General features: G+C 68.5%; 22 protein-coding genes, 1 tRNA gene and 1 other RNA gene. 6 read left to right on the top strand and 18 right to left on the bottom strand.

What is annotated here, in order from left to right; genetic code table 11:
- Position 1 precedes the first annotated feature (1 nt).
- The 6 genes from E2E27_RS13870 to E2E27_RS13895 all read right to left on the bottom strand — a co-directional run bounded on the left by E2E27_RS13870 (position 2) and on the right by E2E27_RS13895 (position 6,174).
- Positions 2-343, bottom strand: a complete 342-nt coding sequence (locus E2E27_RS13870) for a YbaB/EbfC family nucleoid-associated protein (protein WP_086608198.1) — start codon at positions 341-343, stop codon at positions 2-4.
- A gap of 13 nt (positions 344-356) precedes the next feature.
- Positions 357-2,147 (bottom strand): DNA polymerase III subunit gamma/tau, encoded by a 1,791-nt coding sequence (locus tag E2E27_RS13875; protein WP_141460095.1) that lies wholly within the window; start codon positions 2,145-2,147, stop codon positions 357-359.
- Positions 2,148-2,195: 48 nt separating this feature from the next.
- Positions 2,196-2,290, bottom strand: an RNA gene (ffs, locus tag E2E27_RS13880) — signal recognition particle sRNA small type.
- A gap of 35 nt (positions 2,291-2,325) precedes the next feature.
- Positions 2,326-2,604, bottom strand: a complete 279-nt coding sequence (locus tag E2E27_RS13885; RefSeq protein WP_141460097.1) for an ETC complex I subunit — start codon at positions 2,602-2,604, stop codon at positions 2,326-2,328.
- A 104-nt stretch (positions 2,605-2,708) separates the two neighbouring features.
- Entirely contained in the window at positions 2,709-5,144 is a 2,436-nt protein-coding gene (hrpB, locus tag E2E27_RS13890; protein ID WP_234036064.1) for an ATP-dependent helicase HrpB, read from the bottom strand.
- A gap of 19 nt (positions 5,145-5,163) precedes the next feature.
- Complete coding sequence (locus tag E2E27_RS13895) at positions 5,164-6,174, bottom strand: polyprenyl synthetase family protein (RefSeq protein WP_141460101.1); 1,011 nt, start codon at positions 6,172-6,174, stop codon at positions 5,164-5,166.
- 69 nt (positions 6,175-6,243) lie between these two features.
- Here E2E27_RS13895 and E2E27_RS13900 point away from each other — a divergent pair, with 69 nt between their 5' ends.
- Positions 6,244-6,552 carry a chorismate mutase gene (locus E2E27_RS13900; RefSeq protein ID WP_141460103.1) on the top strand — a complete coding sequence of 103 codons (309 nt, stop codon included), beginning with the start codon at positions 6,244-6,246 and terminating at the stop codon, positions 6,550-6,552.
- A 7-nt stretch (positions 6,553-6,559) separates the two neighbouring features.
- Here the strand turns inward: E2E27_RS13900 and E2E27_RS13905 are convergent, their stop codons facing one another.
- The 8 genes from E2E27_RS13905 to E2E27_RS13940 all read right to left on the bottom strand — a co-directional run bounded on the left by E2E27_RS13905 (position 6,560) and on the right by E2E27_RS13940 (position 12,906).
- Complete coding sequence (locus E2E27_RS13905) at positions 6,560-6,964, bottom strand: hypothetical protein (protein ID WP_141460105.1); 405 nt, start codon at positions 6,962-6,964, stop codon at positions 6,560-6,562.
- 233 nt (positions 6,965-7,197) lie between these two features.
- Entirely contained in the window at positions 7,198-7,755 is a 558-nt protein-coding gene (locus E2E27_RS13910) for a hypothetical protein (RefSeq protein WP_141460107.1), read from the bottom strand.
- A gap of 122 nt (positions 7,756-7,877) precedes the next feature.
- On the bottom strand, positions 7,878-8,828 hold the full coding sequence (locus E2E27_RS13915; RefSeq protein ID WP_141460109.1) for a hypothetical protein: 951 nt from the start codon (positions 8,826-8,828) through the stop codon (positions 7,878-7,880).
- Complete coding sequence (locus E2E27_RS13920) at positions 8,825-9,442, bottom strand: sigma-70 family RNA polymerase sigma factor (RefSeq protein WP_141460111.1); 618 nt, start codon at positions 9,440-9,442, stop codon at positions 8,825-8,827. The genes E2E27_RS13915 and E2E27_RS13920 overlap by 4 nt, the downstream gene beginning before the upstream one ends.
- Positions 9,443-9,543: 101 nt before the next feature.
- A complete protein-coding gene (locus E2E27_RS13925; protein ID WP_141461913.1) occupies positions 9,544-10,887 on the bottom strand; it encodes a sensor histidine kinase in 1,344 nt (447 codons plus the stop codon).
- A gap of 124 nt (positions 10,888-11,011) precedes the next feature.
- A complete protein-coding gene (locus tag E2E27_RS13930) occupies positions 11,012-11,689 on the bottom strand; it encodes a response regulator transcription factor (RefSeq protein ID WP_141460113.1) in 678 nt (225 codons plus the stop codon).
- 120 nt (positions 11,690-11,809) lie between these two features.
- Positions 11,810-12,118 carry a PepSY domain-containing protein gene (locus E2E27_RS13935; RefSeq protein ID WP_141460115.1) on the bottom strand — a complete coding sequence of 103 codons (309 nt, stop codon included), beginning with the start codon at positions 12,116-12,118 and terminating at the stop codon, positions 11,810-11,812.
- A gap of 47 nt (positions 12,119-12,165) precedes the next feature.
- Positions 12,166-12,906 (bottom strand): SIMPL domain-containing protein, encoded by a 741-nt coding sequence (locus tag E2E27_RS13940; protein ID WP_141460117.1) that lies wholly within the window; start codon positions 12,904-12,906, stop codon positions 12,166-12,168.
- Positions 12,907-13,029: 123 nt separating this feature from the next.
- Between E2E27_RS13940 and E2E27_RS13945 the strand changes: the two genes are divergently transcribed.
- A complete protein-coding gene (locus E2E27_RS13945) occupies positions 13,030-14,847 on the top strand; it encodes an ABC-F family ATP-binding cassette domain-containing protein (RefSeq protein WP_141460119.1) in 1,818 nt (605 codons plus the stop codon).
- A complete protein-coding gene (locus E2E27_RS13950; protein WP_141460120.1) occupies positions 14,844-15,455 on the top strand; it encodes a uracil-DNA glycosylase family protein in 612 nt (203 codons plus the stop codon). The genes E2E27_RS13945 and E2E27_RS13950 overlap by 4 nt, the downstream gene beginning before the upstream one ends.
- A 36-nt stretch (positions 15,456-15,491) precedes the next feature.
- Here E2E27_RS13950 and E2E27_RS13955 read toward each other — a convergent pair whose 3' ends face one another.
- Positions 15,492-15,971 carry a DUF6456 domain-containing protein gene (locus E2E27_RS13955; protein ID WP_141460122.1) on the bottom strand — a complete coding sequence of 160 codons (480 nt, stop codon included), beginning with the start codon at positions 15,969-15,971 and terminating at the stop codon, positions 15,492-15,494.
- A 96-nt stretch (positions 15,972-16,067) separates the two neighbouring features.
- Between E2E27_RS13955 and E2E27_RS13960 the strand changes: the two genes are divergently transcribed.
- A complete protein-coding gene (locus E2E27_RS13960; protein WP_141460124.1) occupies positions 16,068-16,646 on the top strand; it encodes a helix-turn-helix domain-containing protein in 579 nt (192 codons plus the stop codon).
- Between the two features lie 16 nt (positions 16,647-16,662).
- Positions 16,663-17,844 carry a glycosyltransferase gene (locus E2E27_RS13965; protein WP_141460126.1) on the top strand — a complete coding sequence of 394 codons (1,182 nt, stop codon included), beginning with the start codon at positions 16,663-16,665 and terminating at the stop codon, positions 17,842-17,844.
- 28 nt (positions 17,845-17,872) lie between these two features.
- Here the strand turns inward: E2E27_RS13965 and secF are convergent, their stop codons facing one another.
- From secF to yajC, 3 genes are read right to left on the bottom strand one after another with little or no spacing between them, the layout of a single operon-like run.
- The gene (gene secF, locus E2E27_RS13970; protein ID WP_141460128.1) at positions 17,873-18,850 is read right to left on the bottom strand and encodes a protein translocase subunit SecF; all 978 of its coding nucleotides are present in this window, start codon (positions 18,848-18,850) and stop codon (positions 17,873-17,875) included.
- A gap of 13 nt (positions 18,851-18,863) precedes the next feature.
- Positions 18,864-20,462: a protein translocase subunit SecD gene (secD, locus tag E2E27_RS13975; protein ID WP_141460130.1), complete on the bottom strand. Its 1,599-nt coding sequence runs from the start codon at positions 20,460-20,462 to the stop codon at positions 18,864-18,866.
- A 47-nt stretch (positions 20,463-20,509) separates the two neighbouring features.
- On the bottom strand, positions 20,510-20,845 hold the full coding sequence (gene yajC, locus E2E27_RS13980) for a preprotein translocase subunit YajC (RefSeq protein ID WP_141460131.1): 336 nt from the start codon (positions 20,843-20,845) through the stop codon (positions 20,510-20,512).
- A 199-nt stretch (positions 20,846-21,044) separates the two neighbouring features.
- Between yajC and E2E27_RS13985 the strand changes: the two genes are divergently transcribed.
- A tRNA-Pro gene (locus E2E27_RS13985) sits at positions 21,045-21,121 on the top strand.
- Positions 21,122-21,190: the final 69 nt, after the last annotated feature.

The raw sequence follows: 21,190 nt of genomic DNA on the forward strand, positions 1-21,190 counted from the left end.
CTCACCCCATGCCGGGCAAGTTGAACCCCGGCGGCAGGCCCATCGAGCCCTGCATGTCGCGCATCTGCTGTTCCGAAACACGGTCGGCCCGGTCGCGGGCGTCGTTGAAGGCGGCGGCGACGAGGTCTTCGAGAATCTGCTTGTCGTCGGGCACCATCAGGCTGTCGTCGATGCTCACGCCGAGGATGCGGCCCTTGGCGCTGGCGCGGACCTTGACGAGGCCCCCGCCCGCGGTGCCCTCGACCTCGATCGAGTCGAGCTTCACCTGCATCTCGTTCATCTGCTTCTGGATGGTCTCGGCGGCCTTCTGGGCGGCGGCCATCATTTCTTCCATCGACTTCATGGGCGGGGACTCCTCAATTCCATGGGGGGGCCGCGCCGCCGGCAGCAGCGCGCGCGGGGGTGATCAGTTCGGCATCGGGAAAGGCCTCGAAGGCGGCCTTCACCAGCGGGTCGGAGCGGACGCGCGCATCCTCGGCGGCGGCGGCGGCCTCGGCCATTTCGCGAAGGGAAGGCTGCGCCTCGCCCGTGCCGCGTTCGATCTGCCAGCGCTTTCCGGTCAGTTTGAACAGCACTTCGCGGATGTCGGGCGCGGGATCGTCGGGGAAATTGTCGGCCTGCTGATAGACCAGCCGCTCGGGCCCGAGTTCGATCACCCGCACCCGGTCACGCATCATCTGGGCAACGCGCAGCTGGCCCGCTGCATCGACCCGCTCGACCAGCGCGGCCCAGTCCTCCACCGGCGCGGCTGCGACCGGCGCGGGGGTAGGAGCGGCAGCGCCCTCGCCCGCCGGAGCCACTACGGGCCCGCGCGCCGCCAGTTCCTCGATCCGCCGCGCCAGCTTGCCCGGATCGGGCATCTGCGCAGCGTGAAGGATGCGCAGCAGCGCCATCTGCAGCGAGACCAGCGGATCGGGCGCGGTGCGCACCTCGTCATGGCCCTTGAGCAGCAATTGCCACAGCCGGTGCAATTCGCCTGCCCCCAAGCGGCCTGCGAAATCCGCCAGCGCTGCACGCTCGTCCTCCGCCGGAGCATCGGGTTCCCCGCCACTGACCTGCGCAAGTGTGACGCGGTGGGTGAGGTCCATCAGCGCCCGCATCAGCGCCAAGGGCTCGACGCCGAGTGCATATTGCTCGTCAACAGCGGCCAACAAGGCCTTGGCATCGCCCGCCAAAAGGTGTCCGAGCACACGACGCTGCGCACTCTTGTCGGCGAGGCCCAGCATGTCGCGCACGCGCTCGGCCGTGACTTTGCCTTCGCCATCGAGATCGGCGTGGGCGATCGCCTGGTCAAGGATCGAGAGCCCGTCGCGCACCGATCCTTCGGCGGCTGCGGCGATGATCGCGAGGCCTTCGTCTTCGGCCTCGACCCCTTCGAGGCGGCATACCTTGGCGAAATGCTCGGCGAGAAGCGCGGCAGGGATGCGGCGCAGGTCGAAGCGCTGGGTGCGGCTGAGCACCGTGACCGGCAGCTTGTCGACCTCGGTGGTGGCGAACAGGAACTTCACATGCGCAGGCGGCTCCTCAAGTGTCTTGAGCAAGGCATTGAAAGCATTGCGAGAAAGCATGTGGACTTCGTCGATAATGTAGATCTTGTAGCGCGCCGAGACCGCGGCATAGCGCACCTGTTCGATGATCTCGCGGACATCGTCGACCCCGGTGTTGGAGGCGGCGTCCATCTCGATCACGTCGATGTGGCGGCCTTCCGCGATGGCGGTGCAGGCCTCGCACACGCCGCAGGGGTCGATGGTCGGCCCGCCCTGCCCGTCCGGTCCGACACAGTTCAGCGCCTTGGCGATCAGCCGCGCGGTCGAGGTCTTGCCGACCCCGCGCACCCCGGTCATCAGGAAGGCATGGGCCAGCCGCCCGCGCGCGATGGCATTGGCGAGGGTGCGCACCATCGCCTCCTGCCCGATCAGCTCCGAGAAGGTCTGCGGACGATACTTGCGGGCGAGCACGCGATAGGGCTGGCTCGCAGGAGCGGGTGCGGGTGAAGGCGCAGAAGCCTTGACGGCCGGCGGGGGCGGTGCAGGTTCGGGCGCCGGAGCGGTATCGCCGAACAACGCGCTTTGCCCCGCAGCCTCGAGTTCGGCCGTGCTCGGGCCAGTGTCGGTGTCTTCGGGCAGATCGGGATCGGAATCGCTCATGGCGCAAAGCTAGGCGCTCGGGCGCGGTTTGTCATTTGCGATGTCGGGAAAAAAGGAGCCGGGCGACCCGCCGCAATCCACCTGAGCTGCTTCCTTCCGGACCTGACTCGGTGAGCGGACGCAAACGTCCACCCGACTCCCGGAGCGTCATATGGCGACGGTTGGGTGAAACGTCAACTCAACGGAAATTATCGGCGTAGGCCTGCAGCTTCAGCCGCTTTGGCGGCGTGGCGTGGACACGCGCGGGGATGCCGTATTTCTCGGCATAGGCCTTGGCCGCGTCCTTCGTGGGGAAGGTCAGGCGCACCTGCGATTGGGTGTCGCCCGTGCCCGTCCAGCCCATCAGGGGATCGGCAAAGCGCGCCTGCGACTGCTCGAACTCCAGCACCCACTCATCGGTGTGAGCCTTGCCCGATTGCATCGCGTGCTTGGTCTTCTGATAAATTCTCGCGGACATTTTTGTTTTCGATCCTCGCTCATGCAGCCTGACGGCTGCGTCGCTGCGGGCGGGCGGTCGCCCTCGCGGGCCGCTCCGCGCCCCGAGATGCTCTGCCCCTTAGATCACGAATCGGTGCGGTTGAAGGCGTTTTTGGTCTTCATGCTCGGCTTTTCGAGCCAGGGCTGATCGGGCCAGCGGTGCTTGGGATAGCGGCCCTTCATGTCCTTTACCACATCGCGCCAGCTGCCGCGCCAGAAGCCGGGCAGATCGCGGGTCGATTGCACCGGGCGACCGCCGGGGCTGGTGAGCTTGAGGAGCAGCGGCGTGCTGCCGATCATCGGGTGCGTGTCGAGCCCGAATACCCCCTGCACCCGCACCTCGACGCTCGGCGCATCGTCGCCCGCATAGTCGATCGGGTGGCGGGTCTGAGCGGGCGAGAGGAAGTGCGTGGGTGCGGCGCGGTCGAGCGCCTGGCGCGCGTTCCAGTCGATGAGGCCCAGCGCGGCATCGGCAAAGCGGTGCGGCGGCAGATCGAGATCGCGCCGTCCGGTGAGCAGCGGGGCGAGCCATTCGCCCGCCCGGGCACGAAGCGCATCGGGCGAGAGCGCATCGACCCCGGCAAATCGCGCCCGTGCGAGAAACCCGTCGGGCAGCAGTTCCCCCAGCTTCTCCAGTGCCTTGTCCACAAGGATATCCACAAGCAAAGCGGGATCGGGCGCGGGTTCCGGGACGCTCGCCAGCACGATCGCACCAAGCCGCCGCTCACGCCGTGCCTCGACCCGATTTTTCTCACCGTTCCATCGGGTTGCGATGCGTTCTGCAAGTTGATCGGCAAACAGCGCCGCGATCCGCTCAGTGGCGATTTCGGCCCCCGCGGTGATCCGCGCGCCCTTGGCCTGCCCTTGCGCGTCACCGATCACGATCCATTCCGCGCGGGCCAGCGGCGAGGCGGGATCGAGGATATAGCCGCGCCCGCCTGCGCTTATCCAGTGCTCCCCCGAAGGATCGCGGCGACGCGCGACGAAATCGGGACGGGCGAGCGCCAGCGCTTCGGCGGCGTCCTGCGCCCGACTTGCGCCGATCACGCTTGCCAGTTTGCGCGCCTGCCCTGCCCATCCCCTCGCGATCCCCGCCGCAGCCGCAGCGCGGGTCGTCCGGTCGCCGCGCCAGCGGGCAAAGCGCTGGAGCAGGTCTTCCCCGCGCCCGCCCAGCCCGCGTTCCTGAAGCAGCATGACCAGCCGCGCGGCATCCTCGCCCACGCCCGCCGCTTCGCCGTGGAGCACGGCTGCCGCCTGATCGGGCGCCATCGGCAGGCTCACAATCGCTTCGCCCAGCGGCGTGATCCGCCCCGATCCGTCGAGCGCGCCGAGTGCCTCCAGCGCGCGTCTTGCGGCGGTGACGGATGCCTCGGGCGGGGAATCGAGCCACGGCAGGCCCGCCGGGTCCGGCGTCCCCCACTTCGCCAGCCGCAGCAGCAGCGGGGCGAGATCGGCTTGCAAAATTTCGGCGGGGGTGAATTCCGGGCGCCCCGCATGACCCGCCTCCTCCCACAGGCGATAAGCGACCCCCGGCCCCTGCCGCGCCGCACGGCCCGCACGCTGCGCCGCCGAGGCTTGCGAGGCGCGCCGCGTGACCAGATGCGTGGTCCCCGCCGCGCGGTCGAATTCGGCCAGCCGCGCGAGGCCGCTGTCGACCACCACGCTGACCCCGTCGAGCGTCAGCGAGGTTTCGGCAATCGCTGTCGCCAGCACGATCCGGCGGCGGCCTTCGGAATCGCGGCGGATCGCGGCGCGCTGCGCGGTGGGCTCGATCTGGCCGTGGAGCGGGTGGATCGGGGTGTCGGGGAGCCGCGGCTCCAGCCGTTCGCGCACCCGCTCGATCTCGCGCACGCCGGGGAGGAAGGCGAGGATGTCGCCCGTCTCCTCGCGCCATGCCGTCATCACCGCAGCGGCCATGCGATCCTCGATCGCCTGCGAACCATCGCCGCCAAGCCATTTGATTGTCAGCGGAAAGCTGCGTCCTTCGCTCTCGATGATCGGAGCGCCCTCGCCCAGCAGGCGGGCAAAGCGCGCGCCGTCAATCGTCGCGGACATCACCAGCACGCGCAGGTCCTCGCGCAGCACGGCGCGGGTTTCGAGCGCCAGCGCCAGCCCCAGATCGCTGTCGAGCGCGCGTTCGTGCGCTTCGTCGAACAGCAGCGCCGAGACGCCAGGGAGTTCGGGGTCGTCCACCAGCCGGTTCACGAGGATCGCCTCGGTCACGACCAAGATGCGGGTGCGGGCCGAGACCTTGCTGTCGAGCCGGGTCATGTAGCCGACCGTCTCTCCCGGCTTCTCGCCCAGCATTTCTGCCATACGCTCGGCAGCGGCGCGAGCGGCGACACGGCGGGGCGAGGTGATGATGATCTGACCGGAGCACCATGCCTCGCCCAGCAGATCAGGCGCAACCGCAGTGGTCTTCCCCGCCCCCGGCGGTGCGATCAGCACACCCGCGCCCTCGCCCGCCAGCGCGGCGCGGATGTCGGGCAGGACAGCGTGGATGGGAAGGTCGAGGCTCACGCCCCGCCCGATAGCCTGCTCAGTGCCCGCGCGCGACCGCGAATTGCGCCGCTTCGGCCATGGCCGCGCGGGCCTTGCTGTCGGGGAAGATCGAGATCGCATCGATCGCCCGCTGCGCGAAGTGGCGCGCGCGCTCGCGCGTGTCTTCGACCGCGTTGTGCTTGCCGATCAGGCCGATCGCGTGGGCGAGATCGTCGTCCGAGGTGCGGTGACCGATGATCGCGTCCTTCCAGAACTTGCGCTCGGTCTCGTCCCCGCGCGCATAGGCGAGGATCACCGGCAGGGTCATCTTACCCTCGCGGAAATCGTCGCCCTGATCCTTGCCCATTTCGGCGGCATCGGAATCGTAGTCGATCGCGTCATCGACCAGCTGGAAGGCGACGCCGAGGTTGCGGCCATAGGCCTCGAGCGCGCGCTCCTGCTCCTCCGAGCATTCGGCGACCACGGCGCTGATCTGGCTGGCGGCAGCGAAGAGCGCGGCGGTCTTGGCGCCGATGATATGGAGGTATTGTTCCTCGCTGGTGTTGATCTGGCGCTGGGCCGAGAGCTGCGAGACCTCGCCTTCCGCGATCACCGCACTGGCGCGGCTGAGGATCGAAAGGACGCGCAAGCTGCCGTCCTCGGTCATCAGTTCGAAAGCGCGGCTGAACAGGAAGTCGCCAACCAGCACGGTGGCCGGATTGCCGAAGATGATATTGGCCGCCGCCTTCCCGCGCCTCAATTCGCTGCCGTCCACGACATCGTCGTGCAGCAGCGTGGCGGTGTGAATGAACTCCACCGCCGCGGCGAGTTTGTGGTGGCGCGTGCCCTTGTAGCCGACCAGTTCCGCCCCCGCGAGCGTCAGCATCGGGCGCAGCCGCTTGCCGCCGCCGCTGATGAGGTGCCCGGCAAGGCGCGGGATCAGCGGGATCTCGCTCTGCATCCGGTCGAGGATTACGGCGTTGACCGAATTCATGCCGCCCGCTGTCAGCGACAGCATCGGATCGAGTGTCGGCCGGTGGCGCGGCAGGGGAATGATGTCGGCACTCATGCTGCTCTGGCTCCTAGGGCCGCCCGCGCGTGCTTGGCAAGCGCAGAATTGGTGCTAGTTTTGCGCGCTATGGCGCATGATCCGCAAAACTCTCCCTCCCCCGACCCCGTGCTCGCGGGGTTCCGCAAGAGCATCGACAACATCGATGCCGCGCTGATTCACATGCTGGCGGAGCGTTTCCGGATCACGCAGGCGGTGGGCGAATACAAGGCGCGGGCGACCCTGCCCCCGGCCGATCCAGACCGCGAGGCGCGCCAGATCGCGCGGCTGCGCAAGCTGTCGGAGGAGGCCGATCTCGATCCCGAGTTCTCCGAGAAATTCCTGCGCTTCATCATCGACGAGGTGATCCGCCACCACGAGCGCGCGGCGGCGGGCTGAGCACAGCTTACGGCTTGTCGGTTTCCACATCGGCGCTGCGCTCGCTCTCGCGTGCCATGATCGGCGGCGCTGGCTGCGGGGGAGCCGGCGGGGTTTCGGCCTTGGACTGCTGCGCCACCTCGCGCAGCAATTCCGCCCGCTCGCGCAGGATGCGGCGCTGGTTCTTGGTGAAGCTGCGATAGTTCCGCTCGCCGATTGCGCTTCCCCGGCCCTTGCGCGTTAGCGGAACGCCGAGGCAGGTCGCATCGTCCCCGCGCGCTTCATCGCATTTCGGGCCGACACCGGTGCGGTCGATCACCGGCACGGCATAGGGGTTGTTGAAGACGGTGCGCTGCCCTTCAAGGCTGTCGGGCGAGGCGCAGCCGGCCAGCGCGAGAGCCGCAAGGCCTGCGGTGCAGCGGAACAGTTTCATCGCGGCGCCTCCCCGGTTGACGAGGCAAAATCAATCGCTTGGCCGCTCTGAACCAACCCTGAACCGGCGCGCAAAAAAGGGGGCACGCAGCCGGGTCGCTTGCTGCGTGCCCCGCGGCGGGCGCGTCCCGTTCCACCAGATCGGGCTGCGCGTCACCGTCATGCGCGCTCCATCGGGGTGGCAGGCGCGCAGGGCCGCATCGCCTGCCAGAGCGGCACGAATGGAGTGGCGGGTCAGCCGCGCGGGCGGCGGGCGCGCGGCGGGCGGCTGACGCCCTCGGCGCGGGAGCGGGTGACCGAGCGGCTCACCTGCCCATCGCTGCGGGTGGTGACACGGCTGCGCGATGCGAGCGTGTCACCGGCGCTGTTGGTGACCGACTGGCTGGCCTGCGAATTGCCCTGCCCGTCCCGGCTGCGGCTACCGGCGAGCCCATAGGTCTCCCCGCGCCGTCCGGTGGCGGTGCCGGTGAAGGTCGATCCGTCCTCGGTGCGGGTGCGCTCGCCTTCGAGGCTGCGGCTGCGGCCCTGCGGACCGGTCTGGACGACGCCGATGGTCGATCCGGTCTCGGTGCGCTGGCGCACGGCGCTGCTGCTGGCGGTGTTGCCGGTGTCGAGATTGGTGACCGCGCGATCGCGGGTCGTGGTGCCCGCTTCGCGGTCGACCGTGGTGGTCTGCGCTGCGGAGACATTGGGGCCTTCATAGGTCTTGGTGCGGGTCTGCTCCTGCGCGGCGACAGGCATGGCGAGCGCGAGCGCCGAGAGCGCGGCGAGCATCACGGGGGTCTTGATCATGGCGCATATCCTCCTGAACAATCATGGGCTTGCGGGGCTGTCCCGGCAACGCGTGTGAAGTGCAGCCGGTGACAGGGAGGAAACGTCGCGCGGTGCCCCACCCTTCGCGCGGGGCGAAATTTTTATTCGGGCGGCGCGGGCGCAGGCGAAGTTTCTGCCGAGGGAGTCGGGCTCGGCGCCGCAACGGCTTCGGCGCGGCGGGCGCGGAATTCCTCGATCAGCGCGCGGCGCTCCGCGGGAGGAAGACGGCGCAGCGCTTCACGGCGATCCTCGGGCGAAAGGCTGCGCAATTCGCGAAGGCGCTGGAGGCGCTGGCGGGCCTCGGCATCCTCGCGCAGGGGCTGAACCACGTCCTGCCGGGTCAGCGGCTCGCCGTTTTCAACCTTGCGCGCCAGCTCCTCGCGGCGCGCGGCGACCGCCTCGTCCATCCGCTGCTTGCGGCGCGCCTGCGCATCGTCGATCCGCTCGCGCAGCCGCGCCTCCTCCTCGGGCGTGGGCACCCTGAGGCCGGCGGCGCGGCGGCGTTCGATCTCGGCATCGATACGCTGGTCGATCCGCGCCTGACGCTCGGCAAAGCGCCCCTCGCGCACTGCGTCGATGCGGCGAAAGGCCTCGGAGAGCTCTTCGGGCGTGTCGATCGGGCCGACGATTTGGGTCGAGGCGAGCGCGGCGGGGCCATCCGCCTGCGCGGCGGGCACGGGCGGCGGAGCGACTGGCGCGGCGGCAACCTTGGCGGGCTGGCCGGTCAGGCTCGCCCAGACCTTTTCGGCCGAAGGCACGGGGATGTCGAAGCGTTCGAGCAGCCCCGTCGCCGCCGCCGCACTCGCGAGCGCAGTGAAGCCAACGAGGCCGATCACGACGCGCTGCCCCACCCGCCAGCCGCGCCGCCGAGGCGGCACACGGCGCAGCGGCGGGAGTGGTGCGAGGTCCGGTGCGGCGCGGGATTCTGCGGCGGCCAGCACCCTGTCGGCGAACCCGGCTGAAAGGCCGGGCGCGGCGAATGCGTCCAGCTTGCGCGCCAGCGGGCTGCCGGGGACGATGGGAGCGCCGGGATCGGGATCGGTGGCGCTCATGGCGCATCTCCTTGCGCAGCAAAGGCCTGCCGCAGCGCCGCACGGGCGCGGTGGAGCAGGCTTTCGAAGGCCTTGATGTTCATCTCGAGCGCCGCCGCCGCTTCGGCATTGGGAAGCTCCTCGTAATAGGTCAGCACGATCGCCGCGCGCTGGCGATCGGGCAGAGCCGCAACCAGCGCGCGGGCCGCGCCGTCGCGCTGTTCGGCGGCGATCAGCGCATCGGCGAGCGGTCCCTCGTCCGCACTGTCGGGCACTTCCGCGTCCGAGAGGCGGCGGGTGCGGCGCAAGCGGTCGATCGCGAGATTGCTGACGACGCGGGTCAGCCAGCCGCCGAGGCGCAGGGCGCCTGCCGCCGGGCTCCCGACCGGATGGCGCGCGGCGATGGCCGGCGCCTGATCCCACAATCGCAAGACTGCTTCCTGCACAATATCCTCGGCCTCGTGAGCATCGCCCGTCATGCGAAAGGCGATGCGGTGGAGCACGGGGCCATGCTGCGCGATCACAGCGCGCAGGGCCTCCGCCTCACGCGCTGCCAGCCGCGCGGCGAGCACGGCATCGCCCCCGCCCTCGGCAGGGCGGTGGGCGGTGGGGGAAGGCTCGCCGCTGGCTGTCATCCTGTCTCGCGCAAATGGCCCCGTTTGCGTTTGGGTCTGGTGGACCCTCGAGCCCTACAACGCAGGACTTGCAAAAACCCTTCGCGCGCTTCGGGTCGCGATCATTCCGCGCGCGGCAGGCGCAGTTCGACCAGCAGCCCGCCCAGATCCTCGCTTGTCCCGAGCATGACGCTTCCGCCGTAGATCTCCGCGACATCGCGCACGATCGCAAGGCCGAGCCCGGTGCCCGGCTTGCCCGTGTCGAGCCGCACGCCGCGATCGAAGATGCGGATGCGCTCGGCCTCGGGGATGCCGGTGCCGTCGTCCTCGACCCAGATCACGCACATCCTGGGGTCGCGCGGCGTGTCATCATCCTCGGGGTCGATCGTGACGAAGACCGAACCTCCGCCATATTTGGCCGCGTTCTCGATGAGGTTGCCGAGCAACTCGTCAAGATCCTGCCGCTCAATCGAGACGGTCGCCTCGCGGCTGCCGGCGATGTCGAGGCGGCCTTCGGGATAGAGCCGTTCGACCGCGCGGCGCACCGCCTCGGCGCTTGCCATCACATTGGTGCGCGCGTGGCCGACCGCGCGGCGACCCACCGCGCGGGCGCGGGCGAGGTGATGATCGACATGGCGCTGCATCGTGCGGGTCTCGCGGAACACCGCCTCGCTGAGCTTGGGATCGCGCGCGGTCGCGGCATTGGTCAGCACGGTCAGCGGCGTCTTGAGCGCATGGGCGAGGTTGCCCGCATGGCGGCGGGCTTCCTCGGCTTGGCGTTCGGAATGCTCGATCAGCGCGTTAAGTTCGTCCACCAGCGGTTGCACTTCGAGCGGCAGCGGCTCGGTGATGCGCCCCGTTCCGGTGGTGCGCAGGTTCTGGATCGCCGCGCGCACCCGCCGCAGTGGCGAAAGGCCGTAGCGGATCTGCAGCAGCGCCATGACGAGGAGTCCGAGGCCGAGCACCACGAAGCTCCAGATCAGGATCAGCCGCACGCGAGAGATCTGCGCATCCATCTGCTCGGTCGCGCTGGCAACGGCGAAGGTCCAGCGGGTCTCGCTGCCCGGCAGGATCACGGTGCGCTCGGCAATCCGGATCGGTTCGCCGGGGAACTGCGCGGAATTGTAGAAATGCACCTCGGAATCGAAATGCTCGCCCTTGGCCCGCGAGCCTTCGAGCTCCATCGTCCGGTCCCACAGGCTGCGCGAGGCGATGGGCTCGAAGTCGCCGCCGCTGATCTGCCAATAGAGTCCGCTACCGGGTTCGAGGAACCGCTGGTCGCCCAGCGCGCGGTAGAACCACACCTCGCCGAAGGGGTCGATCTCGGCCGAGGCGATCATGGCCGTCAGGATGTAATCGAGCTGCTCGTCGAAATTGGCTTCGACCTGCCGGGTCAGCGTGCGTTCGAGCGCGATGCCGCCGCCCAGCAACAGCACGAAGATCCAGCCCGCTGCGATCAGACCCATGCGCCGCGCCAGACTGGCGCGGGGCTTGGGGGCGGCGGGCGGCGCGGCTGCGGTTACATCCTCCGGCACGCCAGCGCCCTCGCCCGCTGGGGGGAGAGCAGGTGCATCGCCGCCGGACGCGCGCTCAGGCGCGGGGTGCGTCGGCGGGGTCGTCGAGGCTGTAACCGAGGCCACGGATAGTCGTTATCACGTCTGCGCCGAGCTTCTTGCGAATGCGGGTGACGAAGACTTCGATGGTGTTGGAATCCCGGTCGAAATCCTGATCGTAGATATGCTCGATCAATTCGGTGCGGCTGACCACCTTGCCCTTGTGGTGCATCAGGTAGCTGAGCAGCTTGTATTCCTGCGCGGTCAGCTTCACCGGCTCGCCCGAGAGCGTCACCCGGCCCGAGCGGGTGTCCAGCCGCACGTCGCCGGCGGTGAGTTCCGAGGACGTGTTGCCCGAAGCGCGGCGGATCAGCGCGCGCAGGCGGGCGATCAGCTCTTCGGTCTGGAACGGCTTGGCGAGGTAATCGTCGGCACCCGCATCGAGCCCGGCGACCTTGTCGCTCCAGCTGTCACGCGCGGTCAGGACCAGCACCGGGAAGGTGCGCCCCTCGCGCCGCCACATGCCGAGAACGGTCAGCCCGTCGATCTCCGGCAGGCCCAGATCGAGCACGACCGCGTCATAATCCTCGGTCGAGCCCATGAAGTGCCCGTCCTCGCCATCGGTGGAGAGGTCGACGGCGTATCCCTGCCCCTCCAAAGTCGACTTCAGCTGCGCGCCGAGCGTGGGTTCGTCTTCGACGATCAGAATGCGCATGAACCACCATACCCTTGATTTGCGTTGGCCGGTTGGTGCGCTTTTGCTGGGGATGCGTCAAGCAAGGCCCCCGCCGCCGCACCGCGGCTGTCCCCGAAAGATGCGAGCATCCGCCCCCCGTCAGCGCGAACGGCCGATGACGCGCCCGGTGCGGGCATCGACATCGACATAGGTCACGCGGCCATCCTTGATGAACTTGAGGCGGTAGGCCCGCGCGGTCGAATCATAGGCAAAGCCGAGATATTCCGCGCCCTTCATGGTCGGCAGGATACGCGCCTCGATCTCGCGCGAGCGCATGATGTTGCCCGCCTCGGCCTCGCGCCGGGCCTCGCCCTGATCGCCGCGTGGCTGATCCTGCGCTGCTGCGGGCAGCGGGGCCAGGGCGAGCGCAGCAAGCGCGGAAAGCAGGAGGGCGGAGCGGTGTTTCATGGTGTGACCATGCCTATCCGCCCTCCATTGAACAAGCCGTGAATGACTTAGCGGGCCGCCGAGCCGCCGACCATCTCGTAGGTGATCGAAACATTCACCCCGGTCTGGACCATGCCCGGCTGCACCGGCGCGGCCTGCGCGGTCAGTTCGATCAGGCGCGACTTGCTGATCGGCATCGGCATCGGGCCCATGCCCTGCATCGCCTCGCTGATCGAGAGGACACGGACGTCACGGTAGCCGACCATCGCGGCATAGGCCTTGGCCTGCGCATTCGCACGCTCGACCGCGCGCTTGCGGGCGGCATCCTTGGCGGCGGTGTCGTCGTCGATCGAGAAGTTCGGCCCATTGAGATCGGTCGCCCCCGCCTCGACCAGCGCATCGAGTACGCGGCCCGTATCGTCGATCTTTCGCAGGATCACGTTGACGCGGTTCGATGCCTGATAGCCACGGAAAACCTGCCGCTGGGTCTGCTGATCGTAATCGTAACGGGCGTTGAGATTGATGCCGGTGGTCTGGATGTCCTTCTCCGCCACGCCCGATGCCTTGATGCGCGCGATCACCTTCTGCATTTCGACCGAATTCTGGCGCAGCGCCTCGGTCGCGCTCGGCGCGTCGGTGGTGACGCCTGCGCCGATGGTGGCGAGATCGGGGGCGACCTCGACGCTCTCGAACACGCTGAGTTCGACCACCGGGCCGGTGGCGGCAATGTCGATCTGCGGCGCGGCGGCGGCGATGGCGGGCACGCTGAGGGCGGCGGCGGCGACAGACAGGGTCAGGGGCTTCAACATAAGCAATTCTCCGTTTCGCCGTGCGCATGGCGCGCTTCGGCTTTCGCGGGACTGAACCGCGCCGTCCCTGCCAATGTTCCGTCTCTTGTGGCGGGCGCTGTCAGCGCCTAGGTGGCGCAACGCATGGCACAGCCCCCCATCTTCTCGCTCGAAGGCATCGCGCTCCAGCAGGGCGGCCGCTGGCTGTTCGGCGGGCCGACGCCCACCAGCGGCGCAGAGCCGATCGACCTCCACGTGCTGCCCGGAGACCGGCTGACGCTGATCGGCAGGAACGGCGCGGGCAAGACCACGCTGCTCAGGATCATCACCGGCAAGGTCGAACCGGATCGCGGACAGCGGCGGGTGAAGCCGGGCACGAAGATCGTGTTCCTCGAACAGGACCCCGATCTGTCCGGCTACGCCACACTGATGGACTTCGCCATCGGCGGCGAGGATGCCCCCGCCGCGCACGAGGTGGAGGCCATCGCCGACCAACTCGGCATCGACATGTCGCGCCCCGCCGCCACCGCCAGCGGCGGCGAGAAGCGCCGCGCCGCCATCGCCCGCGCGCTGGCGCAGGAGCCCGATCTGCTGCTGCTGGACGAGCCGACCAACCACCTCGATCTCGCCGCCATCGACTGGCTGGAAGACTGGCTCTCCCGCTATCGCGGCGCCTTCATCACCATCAGCCACGACCGCACCTTCCTCACCCGCCTGACGCGGGCGACGCTGTGGCTCGACCGGGGGACGCTGCGGCGCAAGGAGGTCGGCTTCGGCGGCTACGAGGCGTGGGAAGAGCAGGTCTACGCCGAAGAGGCGCGCGCGGCCGAGCGGATGGATGCGAAGCTCAAGATCGAGGCGCACTGGCTCGAACGCGGGGTGACCGCAAGGCGCAAGCGCAACCAGGGGCGGCTCGAGAAGCTGCATCAGATGCGCGCCGCCCGCGCGGCGATGATCTCGGGCGCGGGGACGGCCAAGCTGAAGCTGGCTTCGGATGACGACTTCAAGTCCAAGTCGGTGATCGTCGCGGAAGGCATCTCCAAATCCTTCGGCGAGCGGGCGATCGTCAAGCCCTTCTCTCTGCGCATCCAGAACGGCGACCGCATCGGTATCGTCGGCGCAAACGGCGCGGGCAAGACCACGCTGCTGAAGCTCCTGACCCGCGAGCTCGAGCCCGACAGCGGCACCGTCACCCATGCCCGCACGCTGACCGGCGTGATGATCGACCAGCAGCGCAAGCTGCTCGAACCGGGTGCGACCGTGCGCCAGATCCTCGCCGAGGGAGGCGACTGGATCGACGTGCGGGGCGTTCGCAAGCATGTCATGGCTTACCTCAAGGACTTCCTGTTCGATCCCGGCCTGGTCGATACCAAGGTCGGCATCCTCTCGGGCGGGGAACGCTCTCGCCTGCTGCTGGCCCGCGAGTTCGCGCGCACCGCCAACCTGTTGGTGCTGGACGAGCCGACCAATGATCTTGATCTCGAGACGCTCGACCTGTTGCAGGAGGTCATCGCCGATTTCGACGGCACCGTCCTCATCGTCAGTCACGACCGCGACTTTCTTGACCGCACCGTCACCGTCACGCTCGGGCTCGACGGGTCGGGCAAGGTCGATATCGTCGCGGGCGGCTATGCCGACTGGGAAGCCAAGCGCCGCAAGCCGGTGGTCGGCAAGTCCGGCGCACCCCGCAAGGAGGAAGCCGCAACGCCGCCCCCGCCCCCCGCCAAAGCCGCCCCCAAGCTGACCTACAAGGACCAGCGCGATTACGAGATCCTGCCCGCCCGGATCGCGGAACTCGAAGCCGCGATCGCCAGGGGCGAGGCGCTGCTCGCCGACCCGAACCTCTATGCCAGCGATCCCAAGCGCTTCGCCACGATCAGCGAAGGCATCGCCAATGCCCGCGCCGAAAAGGATGCTGCCGAGGAGCGCTGGCTGACCCTGGCCGAGATGGTCGAGGGGTGAGCGCGCCCGCGCCGGGGGACCACATCGAAGACCTGCGCCGTCGCATCGCCGCCTGCACGCTCTGCGCGGCGCACCTCCCGCTCGGCCCGCGTCCGCTGGCGCGCTTCTCGGCCACCAGCCGTCTCGTCATCATCGGGCAGGCCCCCGGCACCCGCGCCCATGCCAGCGGTGTGCCGTGGGAGGACGACAGCGGTGACCGGCTGCGCGGCTGGCTGGCCTTGGGCACCGCGACCTTCAACGATCCCGCCAAAGTGGCGCAGCTGCCGATGGGCTTCTGCTATCCCGGCAAGGCCGCGGGCGGAGACGCGCCGCCGCGCACGGAGTGCGCGCCGCAATGGCACGATGCGGTGCTGGACGTGCTGCCCGAGGATCGTCTGACCCTGCTCGTCGGGGTTCACGCGCAGGCGCGCTACCTGCCGCACCGCAAACGCCTCTCGCTGGCCGAACGGGTCAGCCACTTCGGCGAGGATCTGCCCTTCATCGCCCTCCCCCACCCCTCATGGCGCTCGCGCCTGTTCATGGCGCAGCACCCATGGTTCGAAGCCGAAATCCTGCCTCGACTTCGCGCCCGGATCGCCGTGCTGCTGGGCGGTGTTGGAGACACATGAGACACTGTCTAAGAACAAAAAAACTGCCCCGGCGGATCAGGTAATCCGGTAGTAATCCGCCACCCGCTCGAGCGCGATCGCGAGCACCAGCTTGCCGCTGCGCGCGGGCCAGCCGAGGCTCTTTTCGGCCTCGGGCAGCGCTTCGCCGGCGCAGACCACGCGCCACAGGATGTCCTCCAGCCCCTTGCCCGCCGCACGGATCGCGCCGTCAAACCTCTGACGCGCGGCAACCTGCTTTTCCGAAGGCGCAAGGCCGCGATCGCCGGTCGATTTTACCCGCACCGGGTCCCAGCGCATAGTGATGTTTGCGGGCAGCGCGCTGCGTTCGTAATCGGCGCGCAGGGCCTCGCCCGCGTCGAGCAGCCGCGTGGGCAGATGCCCGCGCGCGTGCAACCAGACGAGCGGACTCTCCGACAGATTGACCGTAACCGTCCGGCGCGGTCGCGGCCCGCCCTTGATCGCGCCGCGACGCGGGCCTTCGGGCGTAAGCTCTCGTTCGGCGAGCTGGCGTGTCATGCTGGTCCTTTCCGCTTGGGTGCAGAACCGGACTTGCCAAGTCAGCACATCTGTAGGAAAGGAAAAACCAATACGGTTAAAAATAAAAAGGGCTTTATGACCAACCGCATCCGCGACATCCGCAAGGCGAAGGGGCTGACGCTGGCCGATCTTGCCGCCGCCTGCGAACCAGCCACCACAGCACAGACCATCGGGCGGCTGGAAACGGGAATGCGGCAATTGTCGCTCGGCTGGATGAACAGAATCGCGGCTGCGCTCGGCGTTGAGCCTGCCAGCCTGATGCGGGCCGAGGCGGGCGCGCGGGCGCAGATCGTAGCCGAATTGGGCGCAAGCGGCCCCGAGGCGCTCTCCGCCCCGCGCGAGGCGGTGCTGCCGCACGAACTGGCGGGCGAAGATGGCCCGGCCCCGCTGGTGCTGGCGATCATCGCCAGCATCGGGGAATATCGCGCAGGCGACCTGCTGTGGCTGCGCCCGATCGATCCGTCCGAGGTGCAATCTGCGATCAACCGCGACTGTCTCGTGCCCCGGCCCGGAGGGCGCTTCGCTTTCGGACGGTTGATCGACCGGCGCGGCGCGCTGGTCGGCCTGCTACCGCCGGGCGCGGGGCAGAAGCAGGTGGTGGTGGACAATCCGGCATGGGTGGCGGTCGCCTTCATGCTGGTGAGGCCGCTGTAGGCTGGAGGGGCCGCCCGTGAAGCACGTCCTCGCTCTCTCGACGCTCTATCCCAACCCGGTCAATCCGCGGTTCGGCACCTTCGTCGCGCGCTCGCTCGAGGCGCTGGCCAAGCGCGGGGATTGGCGGGTGACGCTGGTCAACCCCATCGGCCTGCCGCCGCTGGCATTGGGCCGATATCGCCCGCTTGCCGATCTGCCAGGAGTGGCCGAGGAAGGCGGGGTGACCGTCCACCGCCCGCGCTTCACGCTGATCCCGCGGATCGGCGCGCGGCGCAATGCGGCGGCCATCGCCAGCGCCGCGCTTCCGCTGGTCGAACGCATCCATGCCGCGACGCCCATCGACATGCTCGATGCGCAGTTTTTCTTCCCCGATGGCCCGGCCGCGGCGGAGATCGCGCGCGCCACCGGCCTGCCGCTGTCGATCAAGGCGCGCGGGAGCGACATCAGCTTCTGGGGCGAGCAGGATTTCGCCCGTCGGCAGATGCTCGATGCCGCCGAAGCGGCAACGGGGTTACTGGCAGTGAGCCGCGATCTTGCCGGAAAGATGGCCGCGATGGGCATGGATGCGGACAAGATCACGCTGCATTACACCGGGCTCGACCGCGACCGTTTCCGCCCGCTCGGCCACACCCAGCTGCGCCGTCAGCTGAGCGGGGAGCTGGGCTTTTCCATGCCCGACACCGCGCCGCTGCTCGCCTGCGTCGGCGCGCTGATCGAGCGCAAGGGACAGGGAATCGCCATCGCGGCGTTGCAGGAGATTCCCGGCGCGCGGCTGGTGCTGATCGGCAAGGGCGAGAACGAGGCGGCGCTGCGTGCGCAAGCGGCGCGCGAGGGCGTGGCGGACCGGGTGTTCTTCGCCGGGTCAGTCGATCACGATCTGATGCCGCTGCTGCTGTCGGCTGCCGATGTGATGGTGCTGCCGACGGTCAGCGAGGGGCTCGCCAATGCCTGGGTCGAATCGCTCGCCTGCGGGACGCCGGTGGTGACCTGCGATGTCGGCGGCGCGCGCGAACTGATTGCGAGCGAGACCGCCGGGCGGCTGGTGGCGCGCGATCCCCGAGCGGTTGCCGCCGGGATCAACGCGGTGCTCAACAACCCGCCCCCGCGCGAGGCCGTGGCCGCGCTGACCGAGCATTTCAGCTGGGAGGCCAACGCGGCGGCGCTGGCCGCGCATTACGAGGCTCTGCTGGCGCGGTAATCGCAGGAGCGGGTCGCCCCGCCCCCGCTTACACTTCCCCGCGCGCGATCTTTTCCTGCCGGTCGAGCGCGCTTTCGGTCTGGACGAAGCTGTTGGTCGTCACCCCCATCCAGATCAGCAGCGGCCCGGCCATGTAGATCGAGGAATAGGTGCCGATGAACAGGCCCACGGTGATCGCCGCGACCATGCCGAACAGGCTCGGCGGGCCGAAGATCAGCAGCGGGATCAGCGCCACGAACAGCGTCAGCGAGGTCATCACAGTGCGCGCCAGCGTTTCGTTGACCGACAGGTCGAGCAGGTCGCCCATGTCCATCTTGCGATATTTCTTCAGGTTCTCGCGGATGCGGTCATAGACGACGATCGTGTCGTTGAGCGAATAGCCGATGATCGCGAGGATCGCCGCGACGATCTGCAAGCTGAACTCCATCTGTGTCAGCGCAAACAGGCCGAGCGTCACCGACACGTCGTGCACCAGCGCGAACATCGCGCCGACGCCGAACTGCCACTCGAACCGCACCCAGATATAGAGCGACACCGCCGCCATCGCCGCCAGCAGCGCGAGGATCGCCGAATCCCGGAACTCGCCCGCAACCTTGCCGGATACGGTGTCGTTGCCGTCCTTGCGGGCATCGGGATATTCGGCGGTGATCGTGGCGATCACCTTGTCGCCGATCGCGCGCGCGGCGCCGGGGGTGTCCTCGGCCCCTTCGGGGAGAGGCACGCGCACAGAGACCTGATTGGGCGCGCCGAATTCCTGCACCACCGGGCTGCCGTAGCCGAGCCCTTCGACCAGCTCGCGCAGCTGCGGGATCGGCGCGGTCTCACGCTCCTCGAAGGTCATGCGGACTTCCTGTCCGCCGGCGAAGTCGACGCCGAAATTGAGGCCGTTGACTGCCACTGCCGCCCAGCTGCCGAGGATCAGCACAAGGCTGAGCACGAAGAACGGCACGCGCAGCTTCAGGAACTTGATGTTGGTGTTGTCGGGGACGAGCTTCAGAAGTTTCATCGTCTCGCGCTCCTCAAATATTGATGTCGTTGGGCCGCGCCTTGCGCAGCCACCCGGCGACGAACATGCGGGTCAGCGTCACCCCGGTGAAGACCGAGGTGATGATGCCGATGATCAGCACCACCGCAAAGCCTCGCACCGGCCCCGAACCGAAGGCGAACAGCGCCACGCCCGAAATCACGTTGGTGAGGTTGGCGTCGAAGATCGCGCGACTGGCTTCCTTGTAGCCGGTCTCGACCGCGGCGACGACCTTGCGCCCTCTCGCCCGCTCCTCCCGGATGCGTTCGTTGATCAGCACGTTGGCATCCACCGCCGCACCGATGGTGATGACGAAGCCCGCGATCCCCGGCAGGGTCAGGGTGAACCCGCCCAGCGCCATGATCCCCAGCAGCATCAGCACGTTGAACACCAGCGCCACGGTGGCATAGACGCCGAAGCGGCCATAGCTCGCCACCATCAGCGCGATAACCGCAAGACTGCCGATGCCCATCGCGAGCAGCCCCTTGCGGATCGAATCGGCGCCGAGATCGGGCCCGACGGTGCGTTCCTCGACAATCGCCAGCGGCACGGGCAGCGCGCCCGAACGCAGCGCGATCGCCAGCTGGCTCGCGCTTTCGGCGGTGAAGCTGCCCGAAATCTGCGCGCTCCCGCCGATGATCGGCCCGCGGATGCTGGGGGCGGAGAGCACCTGCCCGTCGAGGATGATGGCAAAGGGCTTGCCGACATTCTCGGTGGTCAGCTTGGCGAACTTCGCTCCGCCCTGCGCGTCGAAGGTGATGTTGACCACGTCCTCGTTGGTCTGCGGGTCCTTGCCCGCCTGCGCACCGGTGAGGTTGTCGCCGCGGATGCCGCCGAGCCTGCGCACCGCCAGCGAAGAGCCCTGTTCGGGCGTACCGGGGGCGAAGGGGAAAATCTCGCTGCCCGCCGGCGCGATCCCCGCTTCGACATTGCTGGGCAGCGCGTTGAGATCGACCAGCTTGAATTCGAGCTGCGCGGTCTTGCCGACCAGCGCCTTCAACGCCTCGGGATCCTGCAAGCCGGGCACCTGCACCACGATCCGCGTGTCGCCTTGACGGATGATCGTCGGCTCCCGCGTGCCGAGTTCGTCGATGCGGCGGCGCACGACTTCTGTGGCGCTCGCCATGGCATCGTCGATCGCCTGATTGACCCCCGCATCGGTCTGGGTGAGGACGATGCGCTGGCCATCGACGACCTGAAGCTCCCATTCGCGCACGGTGCTCGCGCCCTGCATCGCCGGTTCGATCAGCCCGCGCGCGCGGTCGATATCGGCGGCGCTTTCGAGCATGAAGGACAACTCGCCCCCCGCGGTCGAGACATCGCCGATGCGGATGCGCGGCTTGGCATTGCGCATCAGCTGGCGGACGGTTTCTTCCATGTTCTCGAGCCGCTGGGCGCGCACGTCATCGGCCTTGGCTTCGAGCAGCAGGTGCGAACCGCCCGCAAGGTCGAGCCCGAGGTTGACCTGCGGATCGGGCAGCGCGGCGGGCCAGTCCAGCCCCGCGACATTGACCAGCGAGGGCAGTGCCAGCAGCGAGGCTGCCAGCGTCACCGCCCAGAGCGAGAGCTTTTTCCAAAGGGGGAAGTCGAGCATTGCGTCAGGGTCTCATGCGCAAGAGAGCAGGTGCGGCGGTCGCCGGATCAATCATTGGCGGGCTTGCCGCCCGGCGGGATGATGTCGCCCAGGGTGGCCTTGATCGCCTTGACGCGGACATTGGTGCCGAGGTCGAGTTCGACATAGACATCGTCGACCTTCACCACCTTGCCGACAAGTCCGCCTGCGGTCACCACCTGATCGCCCTTCTTGACGGCGGCGATTTTGGCGCGGTGTTCCTTCTGCTGCTTCATCTGCGGGCGGATGATCAGGAACCAGAAGATCGCGACCATGCCGACGATCGGCACGACGTTGGACAACAGGAAGCTCGCCCCCGAGGGCGCGCCCGCGCCGGCAGCGGCGGCGAGAAGTTCGAATGTCATAGGTTAAAGCCCGTCAGGATCCCGTGAAACAAGAAAACGGGGCAACCGCCCCGCCGTTCAAGTGGGCGCGCCTAGCAGCAATGCAAGTCACCCGCAATCATGGCGCGGATCGGCGTTGTGAACCGGCCACACCCGATCTTGCATGAAACCGGCTTGCAAGCCCCGGCCCGCGCTCCTATAGGCCCCGCTCCACTGGTGTCGGGACGTAGCGCAGCCTGGTAGCGCATCACACTGGGGGTGTGGGGGTCGGAGGTTCGAATCCTCTCGTCCCGACCAGTGGTTTCCCCCTTCTCTGCCGAGCCATCCCCGCTACGGGGCCGCGCGATTGCGCGGGTGCGGCGGGCG

The sequence above is a fragment of the Porphyrobacter sp. YT40 genome (assembly GCF_006542605.1).
In the GTDB taxonomy this organism is placed as follows: domain Bacteria; phylum Pseudomonadota; class Alphaproteobacteria; order Sphingomonadales; family Sphingomonadaceae; genus Erythrobacter.